This is a genomic window from Pseudomonas sp. efr-133-TYG-23, assembly GCF_030209215.1.
Classification (GTDB): Bacteria; Pseudomonadota; Gammaproteobacteria; order Pseudomonadales; family Pseudomonadaceae; genus Aquipseudomonas; species Aquipseudomonas rhodesiae.
In genome coordinates, this window is record NZ_JARVSL010000028.1 from 41485 (window position 1) to 59151 (window position 17667).

Sequence of the window (17667 nt, forward strand, 5' to 3'; positions counted from 1 at the left end):
TCACCCATTCTGGGAGTGCTGGGAGCGGACTGCGACTACCGTTTTTGTCTTTGAGATATGCCCATTTTGTATAGCAGGTGGGGTGAATGCGTGGCCTGCCGGGCAACGGCGATAGCCACGCATTATGGGAAGGGAAATGATTAACGTAGTGAGGTGCAGAAGGTACGGATCGCCTCGCAGGCCCGGCGCAATGAAGCCTCATCCAGGGCGTAGGCGATGCGAATGTAAGGGCCAAGACCAAAAGCGCTACCATGCACTACGGCCACATCCGCTTCGTCGAGCAGTGCATGCGCGACATCTTCGTCGGTGTGCAGTACCCGGCCACCCGCTGAGGTACGCCCGATCAATCCGGCACAGGACGCGAACGCGTAGAACGCCCCGGCTGGACTGACGCATTCAAGGCCTGGGGTGTCGTTCAGCAGCGCCACCATCAAATCGCGACGACTCTGGAATGCCACCCGGCTTTCACGGATGAAATCCTTGGGACCTTCCAGTGCCGCGAGCGCAGCCTGTTGCGACACAGAGCTGGCGCCAGAGGTTTGCTGACCTTGCAGTTTTTCCATGGCTTCCAGCAACCAGCGCGGCCCTGTGGCGAAACCGATTCGCCAGCCGGTCATAGCATAGGCCTTGGACACACCGTTCATGGTCAGGGTGCGAGGTGCCAGTCGTGGTTCAACCTGGGCCAGGGTGTAGAACGCTTGATCATCAAAAATCAGATGCTCGTAGATGTCATCGGCCAGAATCAGCACGTGAGGGTGAGCCAACAACACCTCAGCCAAGGCGTGCAGTTCTTCCCGGCTATACACCGCGCCGGTCGGGTTGGACGGCGAATTGAGGATCAACCAGCGGGTCTGCGGTGTGATCGCGGCGGCCAGCGCCGAGGGCGTCAGCTTGAAGCCAGTGTCGGCGTCGCAAGTAACGATTCGGGCTTCACCGCCACACAATTGAACCATCTCCGGGTAACTGACCCAGTACGGCGCCGGCACGATAACTTCGTCACCCTCATTGAGGGTCGCGGCCAAGGCGTTGTAGATCACCTGTTTGCCACCGTTGCAGACAAGGGTGTCTTGCCAGGCTACGTCCAGACCGTTCTCACGACGGAACTTGGCGGCCACTGCTTCTCGCAGTGAACGTACACCGGCGACCTGGGTGTAGCGGGTGTGGCCGTGTTCAATGGCATGAATGGCCGCTTCACGCACATGCTTGGGCGTATCGAAATCCGGCTCGCCGGCACACAGCGAAATAATTTTCGCGCCTTGCGCCCGGCGCTCTGCCACCCGATCCATGATTCGGTAAGTCGCGGACGGCTGCGCATTGGCAAGACGCTGATTCAGACGTTGGATATCGGCGCTCATGCGCGAGTTCTCCACTCAGTCAGGTTCATCAGTTCCAGGGTCGAGCGGCCCTCGGTCAACGCCTGCATCATCTGCGCTTCCTTGTCCGCCCGCGCTTCACCTTCTGCCAAGGTGCGTGCGGCATCCGCCTTGGGAATGATGATCACACCATCATCGTCGGCCACCACCCAGTCGCCCTGTGTCACGAAAGCACCATTGAAATTGAACGGCTGCCCCACCGAAGGCGCACTGGCTTTGACTGTGCCTTTCAGCGAGATGCCGCGGGCGAACACCGGGAACTGGCGTTTCTTCAGGGCCGCAATATCGCGTACGCCACCATCGATCACCAGCCCGACCACGCCAGCCGCTTCGGCCGCCACGGTCAGCACTTCGCCCCAATAACCGGCGATGAAGCTGCCCGTGCCTACGACCAGCACGCTGCCACGGGGCACACGTTCCATCGCCAGGTGCAGGGCGAGGTTGTCGCCGGGCGAGCATTCCAGAGGGTAAGCGGGAGCGGAGATAAAGGCACCGTCCCAGATCGGGCGGATCGCGCTGTCGACCGCGCAAGGCAGGTGGGACGCTTCATACAGCGTCGAACTGCCCAGCACTTTTGCCCGTGCGTAAGAATCCAGGGGGAGGGGGAGTATGGTCATCAAACTTTCCTCTGCAGGCTGTGGTAGCCCAGTGCGGCGCGGGCTTCTTTAAGGGTTTTGCCCTGAGCGATCAGGGCGCGAATGTCGGCTTCGACCGATTCGATCTGACGGGCACACGCTGCCACTTCAGCTGCACGAGCCCGGGGGACGACGACCACACCGTTGGCGTCGGCGACTACGATGTCGCGGGCACAGACCCGGGCGGCACCGATGGACACCGGCTGGTTGACCGACTGAACCTGTACGCGGTCTTTGCCGGTGCGCATGAAGCGGCCCTTGCTGAAGATCGGGTAGCCATCGCCCAGTGCTTTGTTCACGTCACGGCAAACACCGTCGATGACTGTGGCAGCGATCTGCCGAGTACCGGCGTACTGGGTCATGATGTCGCCCCAGACGGTGCAATCAGTGCGGCCGCCGTTGTCGATGACCACCACATCGCCGGGCGCGACGTCTTCGATGAAATCGCCAACGGTACCCGGAGGTACGCTGGCCGAGACGTACTGCACGGTAAACGCCGGGCCGACGATAACCTTGCTGTAGTTGTCCAGTGGCGCCACACCGAGGCATTGGCCGGGCAGGCCGAGTTTGTCCAGCGCATCGGAAACACCCGGGGTGTCCAGGCCTTCAAACAAGGCGACCAGTTCTTTGTCTTCGATATTCATCAGGCGTGCTCCGTGTGGATCGCTTCGAATTGGGTGTCATGCATCACTTCGGCGACCGAGCGACCGCTGCGGACAGCCTCGACCATGCCGTCCTGGCGGCGGGCGATACGCTCGCCAAGGTCGAGCACTTTCTCGATATAGGCTGAGGGCACGAATACGGTGCCGCAGGTATCGGCGATGACATAGTCGTTCTCGCTGACGTCGACGCCGGCCACGTTGATGGTTACGGCGGCATCGATCTGCACCACCCGATTGCGGGCACTGATCATGGTCACCCCGCGGCCATAAACCGGGTAGCCAATCGACTCGCTGCCGTCGATGTCGCGGCTGAAACCGTCGATTACCGTGCCGCGCACTTTCTTGCTGGCCGCTGCATTGGCGAGGATATCGCCCCAGCAGGAGATGCCTTCGATTCCACCTGCAATCACCAGCACACGATCATCGCTGTCGATCTGTTCCACCACGGGGGTAATCAGGTGCACAGTGGGGACGTTGTCGGATTTAGGAGCCAGCAGCACGGTGCTGGCGCGGCCGACAATCTTTGGGCAGTTCCACAGTGGGCGCAGCCCAACAGTGGCACCCGGCAGGCCGATGAAGTCGAGCGCATCGGAAACCGTGTTGGTATCCAGCGCCGCCAAGCGATCCAGCAAACTCTTATTGATCATGGGAAAGCCTCAGTGGTGACGGAGGCGCCCAGTGTTAGCGAGACAATTTGATAGGTATATTACTAATCACAGATGCGTTAGATACGTTAAACCTATGGATTAATCATGATCAATTTTCGACTGATTCGTCATCTCTGGTTGTTCCTGGCGGTGGCCGAAGAACAGAACTTCGGCCGTGCGGCCAAGCGTTTGGGCATGTCCCAGCCACCGCTGAGCGAGCAGATCCAAGTGTTGGAGCAGGCGCTCAAGGTCAAGCTGTTTGATCGCTCGCGACGCGGTGCGAAGCTGACCCCGGTGGGAGCGGCGATTCTGCCGGCCGTGCGCAAGTTCGCCGACCAATTGGAACGGCTGGAGCTCGCCGTGGAGGAGGCGGTGGCGGGGCAGTCGGGGATATTGACCATCGGCGCGATTTCTACGGCCATGTTTGATGTCTTGCCGGGTTTGATCGAGCAACTGAAGAGCGATTACCCGCACCTCACCGTGTCTGTACGGGAGATCGACAGCGTCGAAGCGGTGCCGGCGCTGGAAGCCGGAGACATCGACCTGGCCTTCGCCCGGCTGGACGGTGATCTGGGGGCCTCGATCAAATCACTGCCGCTGACTCAGGACCGCCTGGTTGTGGCCCTGCCCAGCGATCACCCCTTGGCGGCGCGCACGCGAATCAGCCTGGCCAGCCTGGCCACTGAACCCTTGGTGATGTTTTCCCGAAAGGTTAGTCCGGTCTACTTCGACAATCTGATTGCGACTTGCCGCGCCAGCGGTTTTTCCCCGCGCGTGCTGCATGAAGTGCGCTCGGTCGCCTCGCAAATTGCCTTTGTCAGCTGCGGCCAGGGTATCGCACTGGTACCAGCGTCGCTGAAAAAACTGGCACCGGACAATGTGGTATTTCGAGCACTGATCCAGAAGCTCAATGTCGTGACCACAGCGGTGGCCTGGAATGCAGATCGGCCCAATCCGCTGGTGCAGGAGCTGGTCACCCGACTCCAGTCCCGTGTGTGAGTCGAGCAAGGCCCTGTGCGTGAACAGGAGTGATAGGTTTGGCGTATGAGAGCCTTCCCGTATTAGGAATTTACAGAAGGCTCGATTCCCTTGAAATTGCGAGTCTGGCTGCCGGCAACCCAAGTTCGGCGCTACCTTTTCGTTCAAGGAGTCAACAACGTGTCTTCTCCAGAAACGTTCACTCATGTGCAACTCCCTCTGACGGTGGAGGGTGTCCAACTGAACGTGGCCGCCATCCATCGCGACGGCGTCCTTGCGCCGATCGTGTTCCTGCATGGTTTTGGTTCGACCAAGGAGGACTATGCCGACATCGTGCAGCAGCCCGCGTTCGCCGGTCACCCTTTCGTGGCTTACGACGCACCGGGTTGTGGTGAAAGCCAGTGCGATGATCTTTCCAGGATTTCCATTCCCTTTGTGCTGCAGACAGCGCTGCAGGTGCTGGCACATTTCGGCATCGAACGCTTCCATCTGGTCGGCCATTCCATGGGCGGTCTGACCGCATTGATGCTGGCGCATCAGTTCCCGGACCGGGTGCTCAGTTTCGTCGATATCGAGGGCAATATCGCCCCGGAAGACTGCTTCCTCAGCCGGCAGATCATCGACTATCCGAGCAACGATCCCGAGGTGTTTTTCGCCGCCTTCATCGAACGTGCCCGACACGCCCCTGCCTATGCCAGTGCACTCTATTCCGCGAGCTTGCGGCACAAGGTGCGTGCCGGTGCGGTGCGGGGGATATTCCAGTCGATGGTAGATCTTTCCGATAATGCCGATCTGATGAGCAAATTCCTCGGCTTGAAATGCCCACGAATGTTCATGTACGGCGAGCAGAACGCGTCACTGTCCTATCTGCCGCATATCCAGGCCGAAGGTGTCCGGCTGGCCCCCATTCCTGATTGCGGGCATTTCCCGATGTATTCCAACCCCATCGCGATGTGGCAACAGATCGCCGATTTCCAGGTGAGCAGCCTTACCGGGTAAACCCGGTCGTCCTGAGGGCTTCCTGATCATTCGCGGGAGCCTGGCCAGGCCACGAAGTTGAAATTCAAAAGCTGATTCAGTCACTTCTCCTGCCTTCGGGCGGCGACTTGTGCAGGCGCGTGCGTGCCTGAAATCCGTGTACCTATAAAAACAAGAGGTTCGACCCATGCTTGATGTCATTAATGATTTTCTCTCCGGCAAGCTTCTGATCGTGCTCATCGTAGGCCTGGGCGGCTACTTCACGGTGCGTTCACGCTTTGTCCAGTTCCGCCATTTTCTGCATATGTTCGGCGCCTTCCGCGATAGCGTGCAAAAGAGTGCCGGGCAGATCAGCTCATTCCAGGCATTGATGCTTAGCCTGGCGGGGCGCGTAGGTGCGGGCAATATCGCCGGTGTCGGGTTGGCGGTAACGTTGGGCGGCCCGGGCGCGGTGTTCTGGATGTGGGTTACCGCGCTGGTGGGCATGTCCACCAGCTTCTTTGAGTGCAGCCTGGGGCAGTTGTACAAACGGTGTGATGCTAACGGACAGTTCCGCGGCGGGCCGTCGTATTACATCCAGTACGGACTGAAACAACCCTGGCTGGGCAAGGTCATGGCGTTACTGCTATTGGTGACCTTTGGTTTCGCCTTCAACGGACTGCAATCCCATGCCGTGACTCACTCGCTGAATAATGCGTTCGGTTTCTCTACGACCTACTCCGGAATTACGATTGCCATATTGCTTGGCCTGGTGTTCATGGGCGGCATCAAGCGCATCGCCGCGGTCTCGGACCTGCTGGTGCCGGTCAAAACGCTGGCTTACATTGGCGTGACCGTTTATGTGATCGTGCTCCAGTTTGATCATGTTCCCGGAATGCTGATGACCATCTTCAAAAGTGCTTTCGGCCTGGATCAGGCGTTTGCCGGCCTGGTCGGCAGTGCCATTGTCATGGGCGTCAAACGTGGGGTGTTTGCCAACGAGGCGGGACTGGGGAGTGCTCCCAACGTAGCCGCGGTGGCGAAAGTGGATCACCCGGCGGCTCAAGGGGTGGTTCAGGCCTTCAGCGTTTTTCTCGATACCTTTGTGATCTGTACCTGTACGGCGCTGCTGATTCTGCTGTCAGGCTTTTACACGGCTAGTTTTGAAGGCGATGGCCTGGTGCTGACTCAGAACGCGTTGGCGGCAGTGGTCGGAGATTGGGGACGCACCTTCATCAGCGTGGCGTTGGCGCTGTTTGTCTTCACGTCGATCCTCTACAACTACTACCTGGGCGAGAATAACCTGCGCTTGCTGCTGGGCGACAAGCGCGCTGCAGTCATTGTCTATCGTGGTTTGGTGCTGCTGCTGATCCTTTGGGGGGCCGTACAAAATCTGGGCACTGTGTTCGCTTTTGCCGATATCACCATGACGCTGCTGGCCTTCGTGAATCTGATCGCCCTGGCGCTGTTGTTCAATGTCGGCATGCGCTTGCTGCGCGACTATGACCAGCAACGCAAAGCCGGCATCAAAACGCCTGTCTTCGATTCAAGTCAGTTCAAGGATCTTGATCTTGATTTGCATGCATGGCCGAACCGGGAGCACGCGGCCAACGTCCTCGCCGAAACTGTCACTCAAGTTGCACCTGCATCTGCTACCCAGTGATGCAAAAAGGGCCCATGGATCTCATGGGCCCTTTTCAAATACCTGCTGTAATCGTCAGTGCTTCAAACGCTCGCAGCGTGTGACTTTGCGCAACCCTTCAAACCGGTGCGCTCTTCGATCTCACCGGAACCGCTGATGTATCCATAGCGCGAAAGATTCGGCATCAGCATCGCGGCGATGAAAGTGATGGTCACGACGGCCGCGACATAGAAGAAGAAATATTCCTCAATGCCTTGGGACCGGAGCGACAAGGCGACGTATTCGGCGGTGCCGCCGAATGCCGCATTGCCGATGGCATACGGAAAGCCTACGCCCAATGCGCGTACCGCAGGTGGGAACAGTTCAGCTTTGACGATCCCGGCAATCGGGGTGTAGAGCGACGCAATGGCCAGGCCACCAAACACCAGCAGGAACGCCGTAAACGGGCTGCTGACCGATTGCAGTGAATAGAGCAGGGGAATCACCAACAGCATCGCCAACCCGGAAAACATCAGCATGTGCGCCTTGATCCCGATACGGTCCGCCAGCAAGCCGAACAGTGGCTGGCAGAACATGAAACCGACCAGGGCCGCGGTCATGATGAAACTAACCGTTTCCGGGCTGAAACCGGCTGAGATCACCAGGAACTTCTGCATATAGGTGGTGAAGGTGTAGAAGTACAAAGAACCACCGATGGTAAACGCTACCACCAGCGCGACCGCCCGTTTGTGCTTGAACATGCCGCGTAGCGAGCCGGCGTCTTTGCGGCTCATGTCTTTCTTGGTGGCGGTTTCATGCATGGCGCGGCGCAGATACACCACCACGATTGAGCTCAGGGCACCGATGAAGAACGGAATCCTCCAGCCCCATTCGCGCAATTCTTCGCCGGTGAGGGTTTGCTGGAGAATGACCACAGTCATCAATGCCATGAGCTGACCGGCAATGATGGTGAAGTACTGGAACGAGCCATAGAAACAGCGACGCCCAGGTGTAGCGATCTCACTGATGTAGGTGGCACCGGTGCCGTACTCCGCGCCGACTGACAGCCCTTGAATCAACCTCGCGACGACAAGCAAAACTGGCGCCGCCACACCAATGGTTTCATAGGTCGGCATGACGGCAATCAGCAGGGAGCCGGCGCACATCATAAAAACCGAGATAATCATCGAGACCTTGCGGCCGCGAGTGTCGGCAATCCAGCCGAAAATCCAGCCGCCGAGAGGCCGCATGAAAAAGCCGACGGCGAAGACGCCGGCGGTTGCGAGCAACTGACTGGTGGTGTCGCCTTTGGGGAAAAACGAGCTCGCAAAATAGATGGCGGTATAGGCGTAAATGAAAAAGTCGTACCACTCCACCAAATTGCCCGAGCAGGCACCCATGATGGCTCTGACGCGATTCGGACTTTTTATCTGATCGGACTTTTCAGTGTGGAGTGTTGAGTCGCTGGTTGATGCAGACATTCTGTTCACCCTTTTTTCAAGGCGAGACGATACGAGGCGCACGCTGATGCGTGTCCGACGTTGCAAGCTCGATGGGTTGATGGGCTTAACGCAGTTGCAGTGATCCTTTGACGACCAAGGCACATGAAGAGGGGGGATGTATATGAGAGGTCAGCTGCTTGCTGACTGTGTAAGGCGGGTCGGTCAGGTAACGAGAAATGCAGTAAATCATGACGTAAGCCCTCGAATCTTATTCTTGTAGTCAGTCGAGCGCTCTTGGCGTCGACGTTGATTGCACGCTACCGCAGAGTGACGAGGGTAATAAGCCGTCAGCCAGGCCTAACTGATATACCGAAATTTTATAGCTTGCCTTGCAACCCGTGCGGGCTGGGGGATACAGCCGGCTCGAAAGTCGCAAGGCCCCATGCGGCGCGGGCCCTGTGGCATTCCAAGGAACGCTAATGCGTTTACACTCATACTACTTTCGACGCATTTCGCGCCGAGCCCGACTTTGACTGGCCAGGTAATGGATGTCGTTCAACTCAAGACCCTAATTCATGTGGCCGAGCTTGGCAGTCTCAGCAAGGCCTCCGACCGGCTTCACATCGCACAACCGGCACTGAGTAGGCAAATTCGTCTGTTGGAAAAGGAACTCGGGGCCTACCTTTTTGATCGGCATGGACGAGGCATGGAAATTACCGATGCCGGCCGTGAAGTCTTGGCGCATGCCACTCGAATCATGGAAGAAATGGAGTCCATTCGAAGTTCTGTGGTGGGCGGAAAGACCTCTTTTCGGGGAACGGTCGTCATCGGTACGACGCCGACGGTAGCGGAAATCGTCACCGTTCCTCTAGTGCGCAAAATCAAAGAGGCGCATCCGAATCTTGCCGTCAGGTTTTCCTCGGCCTTCAGCGGCTATCTGCTGGATTGGGTTCAGCGTGGCGAATTGGAACTGGCGATTTCTTACGATCCCCAACCCCTGCATACGCTGCGTATCGTGCCGGTGATGATGGAAAATCTGCTGCTGGTCGGCCCCGCCAGCGCCAACCTGCGTCTTGATACACCGGTGTCGTTCGAGTCTTTGGCAGAGCAGCTATTGGTGTTGCCAAGTGCTCGGCATAGCCTTCGCGTGATTCTGGATGATTGTGCGCGTGAAGTCGGGATCAAGCTCAAGACCAGTGTCGAAGCGGATTCCTTTGGCGCGATGATTGCCTTGGTCTGCAATGGGTTCGGTTTGACCGCTTTGCCTTTGGCATCGATTTACGCCCAAATCGAAGCTGGCGTGCTCAGTGCCGCTCCCTTGATTGACCCCATTCCCATGCGCAAACTTGTTCAGGTTTTTCCTGCCGACAGGCGTGTCAGTCCGGCTGCCAAATTCGTCGGGGATGCCTTCATCGAAATTGCTGCCGACCTGGTCAATCGTAAGATTTGGGCTGGGCACATGCTTTGAGCCAATGGATTCGTTGGCTAGGTGAATCGTTCGTTTAAACGTAATTGCTCAGCTAGTCACGCTATCCGCCTTTCTCACCACTGATGACATCGTCTTGAATCAACAAACGCGACTGCCTGGCGTATTCGGCATTTTTATTTTGGGGATGCTGCAGGTTCTGGTCTGGGGAGGCTCGTTCTTCCTGATGGCCGTCATGGCCGATCCGATCATGAAAGAAACCGGCTGGGCCAGCCAATGGGTGTATGGCGCACTGTCTCTGAGCATTCTGGTTTCCGCGTTGCTGGCGCCGTTGACCAGCCAGCTTATTGGCCAGTACGGCGGTCGCCCTATTCTGGCCAGTAGCGGTCTGGGCGTCGCCATCGGGTTGTTTCTGATGGCCAGTTCGACCTCGTTGCCGATGTTTTTTTTGTCTTGGGCTGTAATAGGTGTCGGTATGGCGCTGGGGTTGTATGAAGCGCTATTCGCCGCTTTAGGTTCTCTCTATGGGGAGCGAGCGGGCAGTGCGATTACGGGCATCACGCTTGTGTCTGGGTTTGCTACAACACTGTCATGGCCCGCGGTTGCGTTGGTCATCGAACACGTTGGTTGGCGCACGACGTGCGTGGCTTATGGAGTGTTATTGGTCATTGTCGTGGCGCCGCTTTATTTCTGGGTGCTGGCACGGGGCACGGGACCACTCATAAAAAGTCAGGCAGTGGGTGGCGAAAGTTTCTCAATCGACCGGCGGATCTACTTGTTGCTTACGCTGATTTTTGCTTTGGGTGCAGTGATCATGACGGCGATGTCGGTCCAGCTCATTTCATTGTTGCAGGGGCAGGGTTACTCGCTTGCAGCCGCCGTCGGACTGAGCGCATTGCTGGGGCCGAGCCAGGTAGGATCACGTGTTCTACAGGTGTTTTCGCGTAAGCGACACCCAATCTGGACGACGTTGATCTCCGTGATATTCGTGGCAATTGGTCTGCTGTTTGTGACCATCGCACCGGCAATGACTGCCCTGGGGTTGGTGATCTATGGCGCGGGTAATGGTTTGCGGGCGATCGTTCGAGGACTTCTGCCATTGGCCCTCATGTCGCCCACCCATTATGTTTTGCTGATGGGACGCATGGCTCGGCCTTCGCTCATAGGACAAGCCTTGACCCCCCTTGCAGGCGGTTACCTGTTGCAGACCTGGGGCGCTGGCGGTGTGCTTGCGGGACTGAGTGTGCTGGCTGTATTGAACGTGCTCTTGGTCTTGCTGCTCATTCGACTGGTATGAAAAGAACAGCGCTGATTGTCATCTTCCCTAAGGATTCGGCTGGCATCTTCAGAGATCAGCGATTCAAGTTCTTTGATGGTGATTTTGGCCATAAAATGAGTTACCCCTACTTTTCCCCCCACAAAAACGGCGGCTCTTGATGGACGTTCCTGGACTCTCGTAGAGCAGAACACCTCTGGAACTCAAGTAAACACTAGCTTGGAGAAATCCAGAGTAAAATTTTGGAGTCTTTCAAGAAGTATGAAAAAGGAGATGGGGTGCTAGGGGTCGAGTGTTCGAATCACTCCGTCCCGACCATATCATTCAATGACTTAGCCCAATCTACCCAGGTTGGGCTTTTTCATGCCCAAAAAATATCCCACGACTGCCACCCGTGCTCACGCCCATGCGCTACGCAACGGCAATGGATAAGCCAATCAAAGCGTCCCCTGTGCCCTGTACAACCCTGATCGGCTAGCCGGCGTACTCGACTGAAACGGCAGGTGTCTCCACTGCTTGGTGTGGCTTGGTACATCGCGTCGGCGGCTTTAGCGAGAAGCGCTCCGACGGTGCTGTCGTTGTGGGGGCAGAGCAGTAGGTTGGCTCATAAACTGCTGGCGGCGGTTTTGAGATCCGCTGCTGACGCGAAGTCTGTTAGGCGAAGACAAAATATTGGCGATGAGGCATGTTCACCGCGGATTTCCCGCCTGATCCTTTTTATGGCGCGCATAGCCATCGACAAAAAATAGGGGTGAAGCCTGTCCCTTTTTTTCACCTCGCCTGTCATTCCAGGCAAGTGAACATAATCGAGAGCTTCCCCAATGCCCGTCGTCCGCCCCTTGCGCTTGCGCCCGTTGCTGAAACTGAGTTTGCTGCTGAGCCTGAGTACCAGCCCGTTGTTCGTCCCCGTCAGCTATGCCGAAGACAGCGCGCCGCGCCGCAGCTACCAGGTGCCGGCCGGCAGCCTGAGCGCGGCGTTGACCCGGTTTGCCGGGCTGGCGGGGGTCAATCTGTCGGTGGACCCGGCGTTGGTCAGCGGGCGTAGCAGCCAAGGCCTGACCGGCGAATATGGTGTGGAAGAGGGCTTTGCGCGCCTGCTGCAAGGCTCCGGCCTGCAGCTGCAACCCATGGGCGAGCAGGCCTACATGCTGGTGCCCCAGCCGGATGGCAGCAGCCTTGAACTGGCGCCCACTTCCATCCTCGGCACCACCGGCCTGTATGACGGCGACAGCTATGCCGGCGGCCAGGTGGCGCGACGTGGCTCCCAGGGCTTGCTGGGCACCCGCGACTTTATGGAGACGCCCTTCAGCATCACCACCTACACCCAGGACACCGTAAAAAACCAGCAGGCGCGCACCTTGGGCGACCTGATCGCCAATGACCCCTCGGTACGCGCCACCAACCCGGCCGGTGGGCGCTATGAGCAATTCACCATCCGTGGCTTCAGCCTGTTCAACAGCGATGTGGCTTACAACGGTCTGTACGGCGTACTGCCGACCTACAGCATCGATATGGAAATGGCCGACCGCGTCGACATCCTCAAGGGGCCGACCCAGTTGATCAACGGCATCTCGCCGCGAGGCAGCGTGGGCGGCGGTATCAACGTGGTGCCCAAGCGCGCCACCGACAAGGACATCACCTCGTTCACCGGCACCTGGGCCTCCGACAGCCAGGCCGGCGGCGCGGTGGATGTGGGCCGGCGCTTTGGCGAGGATAACCAGTTCGGCCTGCGCTTCAACGGCGTGAAGCAGTCCGGTGATACCGAGTGGGATCACCAAAGCGTCGACCGTGAAATGGCCGTGCTCGGTCTGGACTTCCGCGGCGAGCGCCTGCGCCTCTCCACCGATATCGGCCACACCGAACGCGACACCGACGCGCCCCAGGAGCGCGTGCAAGTCGCCGCCGCCGCGCCGGTGCCCCGGGCCAGCGATGTGCGCCGCAACTATGCGCAATCCTGGAGCAAGGCACGCACCAACGACACGTTCGGCACGTTCAACGGCGAGTTCGATCTGAGCGATAACGTGATGCTCTATGGCGGCGTCGGCGTGCGCAAAAGCAGCCACGACTTCCTGCGCCACGCGGTGTCCGTCACCAACGCGGCCGGTGCCTTCAGCGTGCAGCCTCGGGATTTTACCCGCGATGAAAACGTACGCACCGCCACCGCCGGCGTGCGCAACTGGTTCCACACCGGGCCGGTGAGCCACGAGGTCAACCTGGCGGCCAGCTACTTCTATATGGACTTCACCAATGGCGGCGCGCGTTATGCGGCGGCACCGAGCAACCTGTACGACCCGGTGCAAACGCCGACACCTTCGACGCCTACGCGCCAGGACGCCAAGGTCTACACCGAAAACAAGTTCAGCGGCCTGGCGTTGTCCGACACCCTGGGCTTTTTCGATGATCGCCTGTTGCTCACCCTCGGTGCGCGCTGGCAGCGGGTCAAGGTCGACGACTGGAGCAATGGTGTCAAAGGCGACACCGCCTACGACGAAGAAAAAATCTCGCCCTCGGGCGGTCTGTTGTTCAAAGCCACCGACAAACTGTCGCTGTATGCCAACTACATGGAAGGGCTGAGCCAGGGCAAGATCGCGCCATCCACCTCGGTCAATGAAGATCAGATCTTCGCGCCGTTCATCAGCCGCCAAGTGGAAGTGGGCGCCAAGTACGACGCCGGTGCCTTCGCGGTGACCGCCGCCGTGTTTCGCATCAAGCAGCCGGCCTACGAAACCAACGCCACCACCCGCGTGTTCGGTCCCAATGGCAAGCGCCAGAACGACGGGGTGGAGCTGAGTGTGTTCGGCGAGCCGCTCAAGGGCGTTCGCCTGCTGGGCGGCGTGATGTATATCGACAGCGAACTGAAAAACACCACTAACGGCACCTTCGACGGTAACCGTGCGCCGGCCACGCCCAAGTACAACGTCAACCTCGGGGCCGAATGGGACGTACCGACCCTCGAAGGCCTGACCCTGACTACCCGCGGCATCCACTCCAGTTCCCAGTACCTGGACCAGTCCAACGTCAAGGAAATCGACGCCTGGAACCGCATCGACGTCGGCGCCCGTTACGCATTCAAGGTGGACGACAAACACATCACCCTGCGCGCCAACGTGGAGAACGTCGCCGACAAACGCTACTGGAGCTCGGCAGGCGCTTCGGACGACAGCGAGCCGGGGCTGACCCTGTCGACACCGCGGACGTATCTGCTGTCGGCTACCGTCGACTTTTAACGCCCGGCGCGGGCTGCAACGGGTTAAGCAAAAGGGTAAGCGCCGTCGGACTGCCTGACCGAGCGCTCCTCCCCGGCGTGTTACTGGCACTGTTCTGCTCACAATCGGTGCCATCTGTGAGCCATTTGGTAGCACGCCTCCACACACGGCAGCCCTTGTTAACCGACGGGGCGTGCCGCTGTTACGTGCAAAATCAGTCTCTTAAACATTGCCTGGTGCATCTGGCACATATCCTGCTGTGTTTGTATCCGTGGATAATTGGATACAAAAATACAAAAGGTGACGCTGATGCAATTTGCTCCCGCTTACGTTGACCGTCAGCCGCTGACCGCCGAGGAGGAGGCTTACAACTTCCTGCTTGACGCCATCTGCAGCGGTCGCTTGCGCAAGGGCGATCGCCTGATCGCCGAAGACATCGCCAGCGAGATCGGCATGAGCCGTATGCCGGTGCGCGAAGCGTTTCGCCGTCTGGATGCCCAAGGGCTGGTGACTTTGCGTCCCAACCGTGGCGCGATTGTCAGTGGCCTGGACATTGATGAGCTGCACGAAGTCTTCGAGATGCGCAGCGCCCTGGAAGGGCTGGCGGTACGCGTGGCGGTAGGGCGCATCGGCGAGCGTCAGTTGGCGGCGCTGGAGCGTCTGCTGGATGAAATGGATGACTACCGCGATGAGAGCGCCGAGTGGGTCAGCCGACACCGCGCCTTCCACGAATACCTGTGCAGCCTCAGCGGCAGGCCGCGTTTGATGAAGCAGATTTCGGCGTTGTATTCCCTGGTCGAAGCGCCGATGCGGCTGTGGCTGCAGCACGGTGAAAAACCCCTAAGCGCGCGCCAGGAGCACTCGGTGATCCTGGAGGCGATTCGTGCCGGCGATGCCGCGCGCGCCGAGGCCGTGGTGCGTGAGCACATCGAAGGCACCGTGCCGGCGCTGATCCAATTCCTGCAAACAGAACAATAAGAACCACTGTGTTTTGACGTTGAGTCCTGCCCCGTTTTTCCACGAACTGGAGTGTCTGGTCATGCATAAACACCGCGCCTTGCTGGTGGCTGTCTCCCTCGGTCTGTGCACGCAATGGGCCGTTGCCGCGCCCCAGGTGCCGGAGCGATTGCGCAACGTCGACAAACTCACTTATTGCTCAGGCATGGATTCACCGCCCCTGGTCTCCTTCGATGAGTCTCAGAAACCCCGGGGGCTTACCGTGGACCTGGGCTTGGAAATCGCCAAGCGCCTGGGCGACAAGCAGGTGCAGTGGAAGGTGATTCCGTTCTCCGGGCTGGTGCCGGCGTTACTGGCCCAGCAATGCGACATGATCGTTGATCAGCTGTTCGACAAGCCCGAGCGGCGGCAAGTGATCGACATCGTCAACTACATGTATTCCAGCCAAGCGGTGGTGGTGCCCAAGGGCAATCCCAAGGGCATCAAGACGCTGGACGACTTGTCCGCGCACAAAGTGGCTGTGCTCAACGGCTCCACCATCAAAACCCTGCTGGACACGCAGAACGACAGCCTGACCAAGGCCGGCAAGCCACTGATGAAACTAGTGGTGTACAACACCGACACCGACGCCTTTCAGGCCCTGCGCATCAGCCAGGTGGACGCCTACGGCACCACCGTGGAAACCGCCGGTTATTACGCGGCGATGGCCCCGGACCTGTTTCAGGAGGGCGTGCCTGCGTTCAGCCGCATCCTCACCGGCCTGGGCATGCGCAAGGATGACCCACAACTGACGGCCGCCGTGCAGCAGGTGATCAGCGATATGCGCAGCGATGGCAGCTATGTGCAGTTACTGAACAAGTGGCATGTCAGCAGCGACACACTCGACTGAGGTCCGCCGCGATGAACTTCAATTGGGATGTGTTCTGGCAGTACCTATTGCAGCCCAGCGGGGTGTACCTCACCGGGCTGTGGCTGACCTGCCTGATCAGTGTGCTGGCCATGGCGTTGGGGTGTGTGCTGGGCCTGGCGGCGGCGTTGTTGCGGCTGTCCGGCAACCCGTTGCTGCACCTGCCGGTACGCTTTTACGTGTGGCTGATGCGCGGCACGCCGTTACTGGTGCAGATCGTGTTTCTGTACACCGCATTGGCGGCGGGCGGGATTTTCCGCTTCGAGGACATCGAGCTGTTCGGCTTGATCGTCCCCGGCAATATCCAGGCGGCGATCATTGCCCTGGGCCTGAACGAAGGCGCGTACATGGCCGAAATCATCCGCGCCGGTATCGGCGCGGTAGACAAGGGCCAATACGAAGCCGGACGTTCCCTGGGCATGGGCTTCGCCAAGTTGATGCGGCGCATTGTGCTGCCCCAGGCGTTTCGCGTGATCGTGCCGCCCCTGGGCAATGAGTTCAACGTGATGCTCAAGAACACCACCTTGGTCAGCGTGATCGGCGTGCAGGAGCTGCTGCTCAGCACTCAGATGATCACCTCGGCGACGTTCCGCGTGTTCGAGTTGTACCTGGTGGTCGCGTTGTACTTCCTTACGCTGACCACGCTGTGGGGCTTTTTCCAACGCTGGCTTGAAGTGCGCTTCAGCCAGTCCGACCGGCCGTCTGCACCGCCGCCGGCAGCCAGCCGCATGTTCGGTCGCAGTGCCCTGAAACTGCTGAGGGGACGTTAACCATGGCGCATCAAAGTGAAGAACTGATCATTGAGGCGCTGGATATCCACAAATCGTTCGGCGCGCTGCAGATCCTCAAAGGCATCTCCCTGCAAGTGCGGCGCGGCGAAGTGGTGGTGCTGATCGGCGCCTCCGGTTCCGGCAAGACCACGTTTATCCGCTGCATCAACCTGCTGGAGGACATCCAGGGCGGGCGCATTCGCGTCAACGGCCGCGCCATGGGCTACCGCGAACGCAGCGACGGCAGCCTGGTGCGCGATTCGGAGCGCAACATCGCCCGTCAGCGCCGCGACATCGGCATGGTGTTCCAGCGGTTCAACCTGTTCCCCCATATGACCGCGCTGGAAAATATCATCGAGGCGCCGATCCAGGTGCTGGGCACCCCGCGTGCCGAAGCGTTGGAACAGGCGCGCGGTTTGCTTGCGCGGGTGGGCCTGGCGGACAAGGCCAGCCACTACCCGTCGATGCTCTCCGGGGGCCAGCAGCAACGGGTGGCGATTGCCCGCGCGCTGGCAATGAAACCCCAGGCCATGCTGTTCGACGAACCCACCAGCGCCCTTGACCCGGAAACCGTCGGCGAAGTGCTGCAAGTGATGAAAGAACTGGCCGAGGAGGGCATGACCATGGTGGTGGTGACCCATGAAATGGGCTTTGCCCGTGAGGTGGCTGATCGCGTGGTGGTGCTCGATCAGGGCGAACTGATTGAGCAAGGGCCACCGGAACAGATCTTCAGCCATCCCAGCCACCCGCGTACCCGAGCGTTTCTCAGTCGCGTGCTCTGAACGCACGCCAACCCCCCGTATTCAAGAG

15 protein-coding genes are annotated in these 17667 nt (G+C 59.1%); 10 read left to right on the top strand and 5 right to left on the bottom strand.

Going from position 1 to position 17667, the window contains the following annotated elements; all coding sequences use genetic code 11:
* Positions 1 to 140 precede the first annotated feature (140 nt).
* Genes QRN41_RS20185 through QRN41_RS20200 form a run of 4 tightly spaced genes read right to left on the bottom strand, consistent with a single transcriptional unit; the run spans position 141 to position 3317 of the window.
* A complete protein-coding gene (locus tag QRN41_RS20185; protein ID WP_034114369.1) occupies positions 141 to 1355 on the bottom strand; it encodes a pyridoxal phosphate-dependent aminotransferase in 1215 nt (404 codons plus the stop codon).
* Positions 1352 to 1990 carry an RraA family protein gene (locus QRN41_RS20190; protein ID WP_167418471.1) on the bottom strand — a complete coding sequence of 213 codons (639 nt, stop codon included), beginning with the start codon at positions 1988 to 1990 and terminating at the stop codon, positions 1352 to 1354. The genes QRN41_RS20185 and QRN41_RS20190 overlap by 4 nt, the downstream gene beginning before the upstream one ends.
* Positions 1990 to 2652, bottom strand: a complete 663-nt coding sequence (locus QRN41_RS20195) for an RraA family protein (RefSeq protein WP_034099083.1) — start codon at positions 2650 to 2652, stop codon at positions 1990 to 1992. Before QRN41_RS20195 ends, QRN41_RS20190 begins: the two co-directional genes overlap by 1 nt.
* Positions 2652 to 3317: an RraA family protein gene (locus QRN41_RS20200; RefSeq protein ID WP_034099082.1), complete on the bottom strand. Its 666-nt coding sequence runs from the start codon at positions 3315 to 3317 to the stop codon at positions 2652 to 2654. Before QRN41_RS20200 ends, QRN41_RS20195 begins: the two co-directional genes overlap by 1 nt.
* A 105-nt stretch (positions 3318 to 3422) precedes the next feature.
* On the opposite strand from QRN41_RS20200, the gene QRN41_RS20205 reads away from it, so the two are divergent.
* The 3 genes from QRN41_RS20205 (at position 3423) to QRN41_RS20215 (ending at position 6915) form a co-directional block, all read left to right on the top strand.
* The gene (locus tag QRN41_RS20205) at positions 3423 to 4316 is read left to right on the top strand and encodes a LysR family transcriptional regulator (protein WP_034099080.1); all 894 of its coding nucleotides are present in this window, start codon (positions 3423 to 3425) and stop codon (positions 4314 to 4316) included.
* A gap of 159 nt (positions 4317 to 4475) precedes the next feature.
* A complete protein-coding gene (locus tag QRN41_RS20210; protein ID WP_034099078.1) occupies positions 4476 to 5294 on the top strand; it encodes an alpha/beta fold hydrolase in 819 nt (272 codons plus the stop codon).
* 166 nt (positions 5295 to 5460) lie between these two features.
* On the top strand, positions 5461 to 6915 hold the full coding sequence (locus QRN41_RS20215; RefSeq protein ID WP_167418470.1) for an alanine/glycine:cation symporter family protein: 1455 nt from the start codon (positions 5461 to 5463) through the stop codon (positions 6913 to 6915).
* Between the two features lie 62 nt (positions 6916 to 6977).
* On the opposite strand, the gene QRN41_RS20220 is transcribed toward QRN41_RS20215, so the two are convergent.
* Complete coding sequence (locus QRN41_RS20220) at positions 6978 to 8354, bottom strand: MFS family transporter (RefSeq protein ID WP_034099074.1); 1377 nt, start codon at positions 8352 to 8354, stop codon at positions 6978 to 6980.
* A gap of 505 nt (positions 8355 to 8859) precedes the next feature.
* Between QRN41_RS20220 and QRN41_RS20225 the strand changes: the two genes are divergently transcribed.
* The 7 genes from QRN41_RS20225 (at position 8860) to QRN41_RS20255 (ending at position 17639) form a co-directional block, all read left to right on the top strand.
* Entirely contained in the window at positions 8860 to 9783 is a 924-nt protein-coding gene (locus tag QRN41_RS20225) for a LysR family transcriptional regulator (RefSeq protein WP_034099072.1), read from the top strand.
* A gap of 145 nt (positions 9784 to 9928) precedes the next feature.
* A complete protein-coding gene (locus QRN41_RS20230; RefSeq protein WP_034099071.1) occupies positions 9929 to 11038 on the top strand; it encodes an MFS transporter in 1110 nt (369 codons plus the stop codon).
* A gap of 800 nt (positions 11039 to 11838) precedes the next feature.
* The gene (locus QRN41_RS20235) at positions 11839 to 14244 is read left to right on the top strand and encodes a TonB-dependent receptor (RefSeq protein WP_285422061.1); all 2406 of its coding nucleotides are present in this window, start codon (positions 11839 to 11841) and stop codon (positions 14242 to 14244) included.
* A gap of 288 nt (positions 14245 to 14532) precedes the next feature.
* Positions 14533 to 15201, top strand: a complete 669-nt coding sequence (locus QRN41_RS20240; RefSeq protein WP_034136897.1) for a GntR family transcriptional regulator — start codon at positions 14533 to 14535, stop codon at positions 15199 to 15201.
* Between the two features lie 61 nt (positions 15202 to 15262).
* On the top strand, positions 15263 to 16069 hold the full coding sequence (locus QRN41_RS20245; protein WP_285422062.1) for an ABC transporter substrate-binding protein: 807 nt from the start codon (positions 15263 to 15265) through the stop codon (positions 16067 to 16069).
* An 11-nt stretch (positions 16070 to 16080) separates the two neighbouring features.
* Positions 16081 to 16857: an amino acid ABC transporter permease gene (locus QRN41_RS20250; RefSeq protein ID WP_167418469.1), complete on the top strand. Its 777-nt coding sequence runs from the start codon at positions 16081 to 16083 to the stop codon at positions 16855 to 16857.
* 2 nt (positions 16858 to 16859) lie between these two features.
* Positions 16860 to 17639, top strand: a complete 780-nt coding sequence (locus QRN41_RS20255) for an amino acid ABC transporter ATP-binding protein (RefSeq protein ID WP_034099017.1) — start codon at positions 16860 to 16862, stop codon at positions 17637 to 17639.
* Positions 17640 to 17667: the final 28 nt, after the last annotated feature.

Excerpts from the sequence above, each read along its gene's own strand:
- QRN41_RS20185 (WP_034114369.1), bottom strand. The coding sequence starts at position 1,355 with ATGAGCGCCGATATCCAACGTCTGAATCAGCGTCTTGCCAATGCGCAG.
- QRN41_RS20190 (WP_167418471.1), bottom strand. The coding sequence starts at position 1,990 with ATGACCATACTCCCCCTCCCCCTGGATTCTTACGCACGGGCAAAAGTG.
- QRN41_RS20195 (WP_034099083.1), bottom strand. The coding sequence starts at position 2,652 with ATGAATATCGAAGACAAAGAACTGGTCGCCTTGTTTGAAGGCCTGGAC.
- QRN41_RS20200 (WP_034099082.1), bottom strand. The coding sequence starts at position 3,317 with ATGATCAATAAGAGTTTGCTGGATCGCTTGGCGGCGCTGGATACCAAC.
- QRN41_RS20205 (WP_034099080.1), top strand. The coding sequence starts at position 3,423 with ATGATCAATTTTCGACTGATTCGTCATCTCTGGTTGTTCCTGGCGGTG.
- QRN41_RS20215 (WP_167418470.1), top strand. The coding sequence starts at position 5,461 with ATGCTTGATGTCATTAATGATTTTCTCTCCGGCAAGCTTCTGATCGTG.
- QRN41_RS20220 (WP_034099074.1), bottom strand. The coding sequence starts at position 8,354 with ATGTCTGCATCAACCAGCGACTCAACACTCCACACTGAAAAGTCCGAT.
- QRN41_RS20225 (WP_034099072.1), top strand. The coding sequence starts at position 8,860 with ATGGATGTCGTTCAACTCAAGACCCTAATTCATGTGGCCGAGCTTGGC.
- QRN41_RS20230 (WP_034099071.1), top strand. The coding sequence starts at position 9,929 with ATGCTGCAGGTTCTGGTCTGGGGAGGCTCGTTCTTCCTGATGGCCGTC.
- QRN41_RS20235 (WP_285422061.1), top strand. The coding sequence starts at position 11,839 with ATGCCCGTCGTCCGCCCCTTGCGCTTGCGCCCGTTGCTGAAACTGAGT.
- QRN41_RS20240 (WP_034136897.1), top strand. The coding sequence starts at position 14,533 with ATGCAATTTGCTCCCGCTTACGTTGACCGTCAGCCGCTGACCGCCGAG.
- QRN41_RS20245 (WP_285422062.1), top strand. The coding sequence starts at position 15,263 with ATGCATAAACACCGCGCCTTGCTGGTGGCTGTCTCCCTCGGTCTGTGC.
- QRN41_RS20250 (WP_167418469.1), top strand. The coding sequence starts at position 16,081 with ATGAACTTCAATTGGGATGTGTTCTGGCAGTACCTATTGCAGCCCAGC.
- QRN41_RS20255 (WP_034099017.1), top strand. The coding sequence starts at position 16,860 with ATGGCGCATCAAAGTGAAGAACTGATCATTGAGGCGCTGGATATCCAC.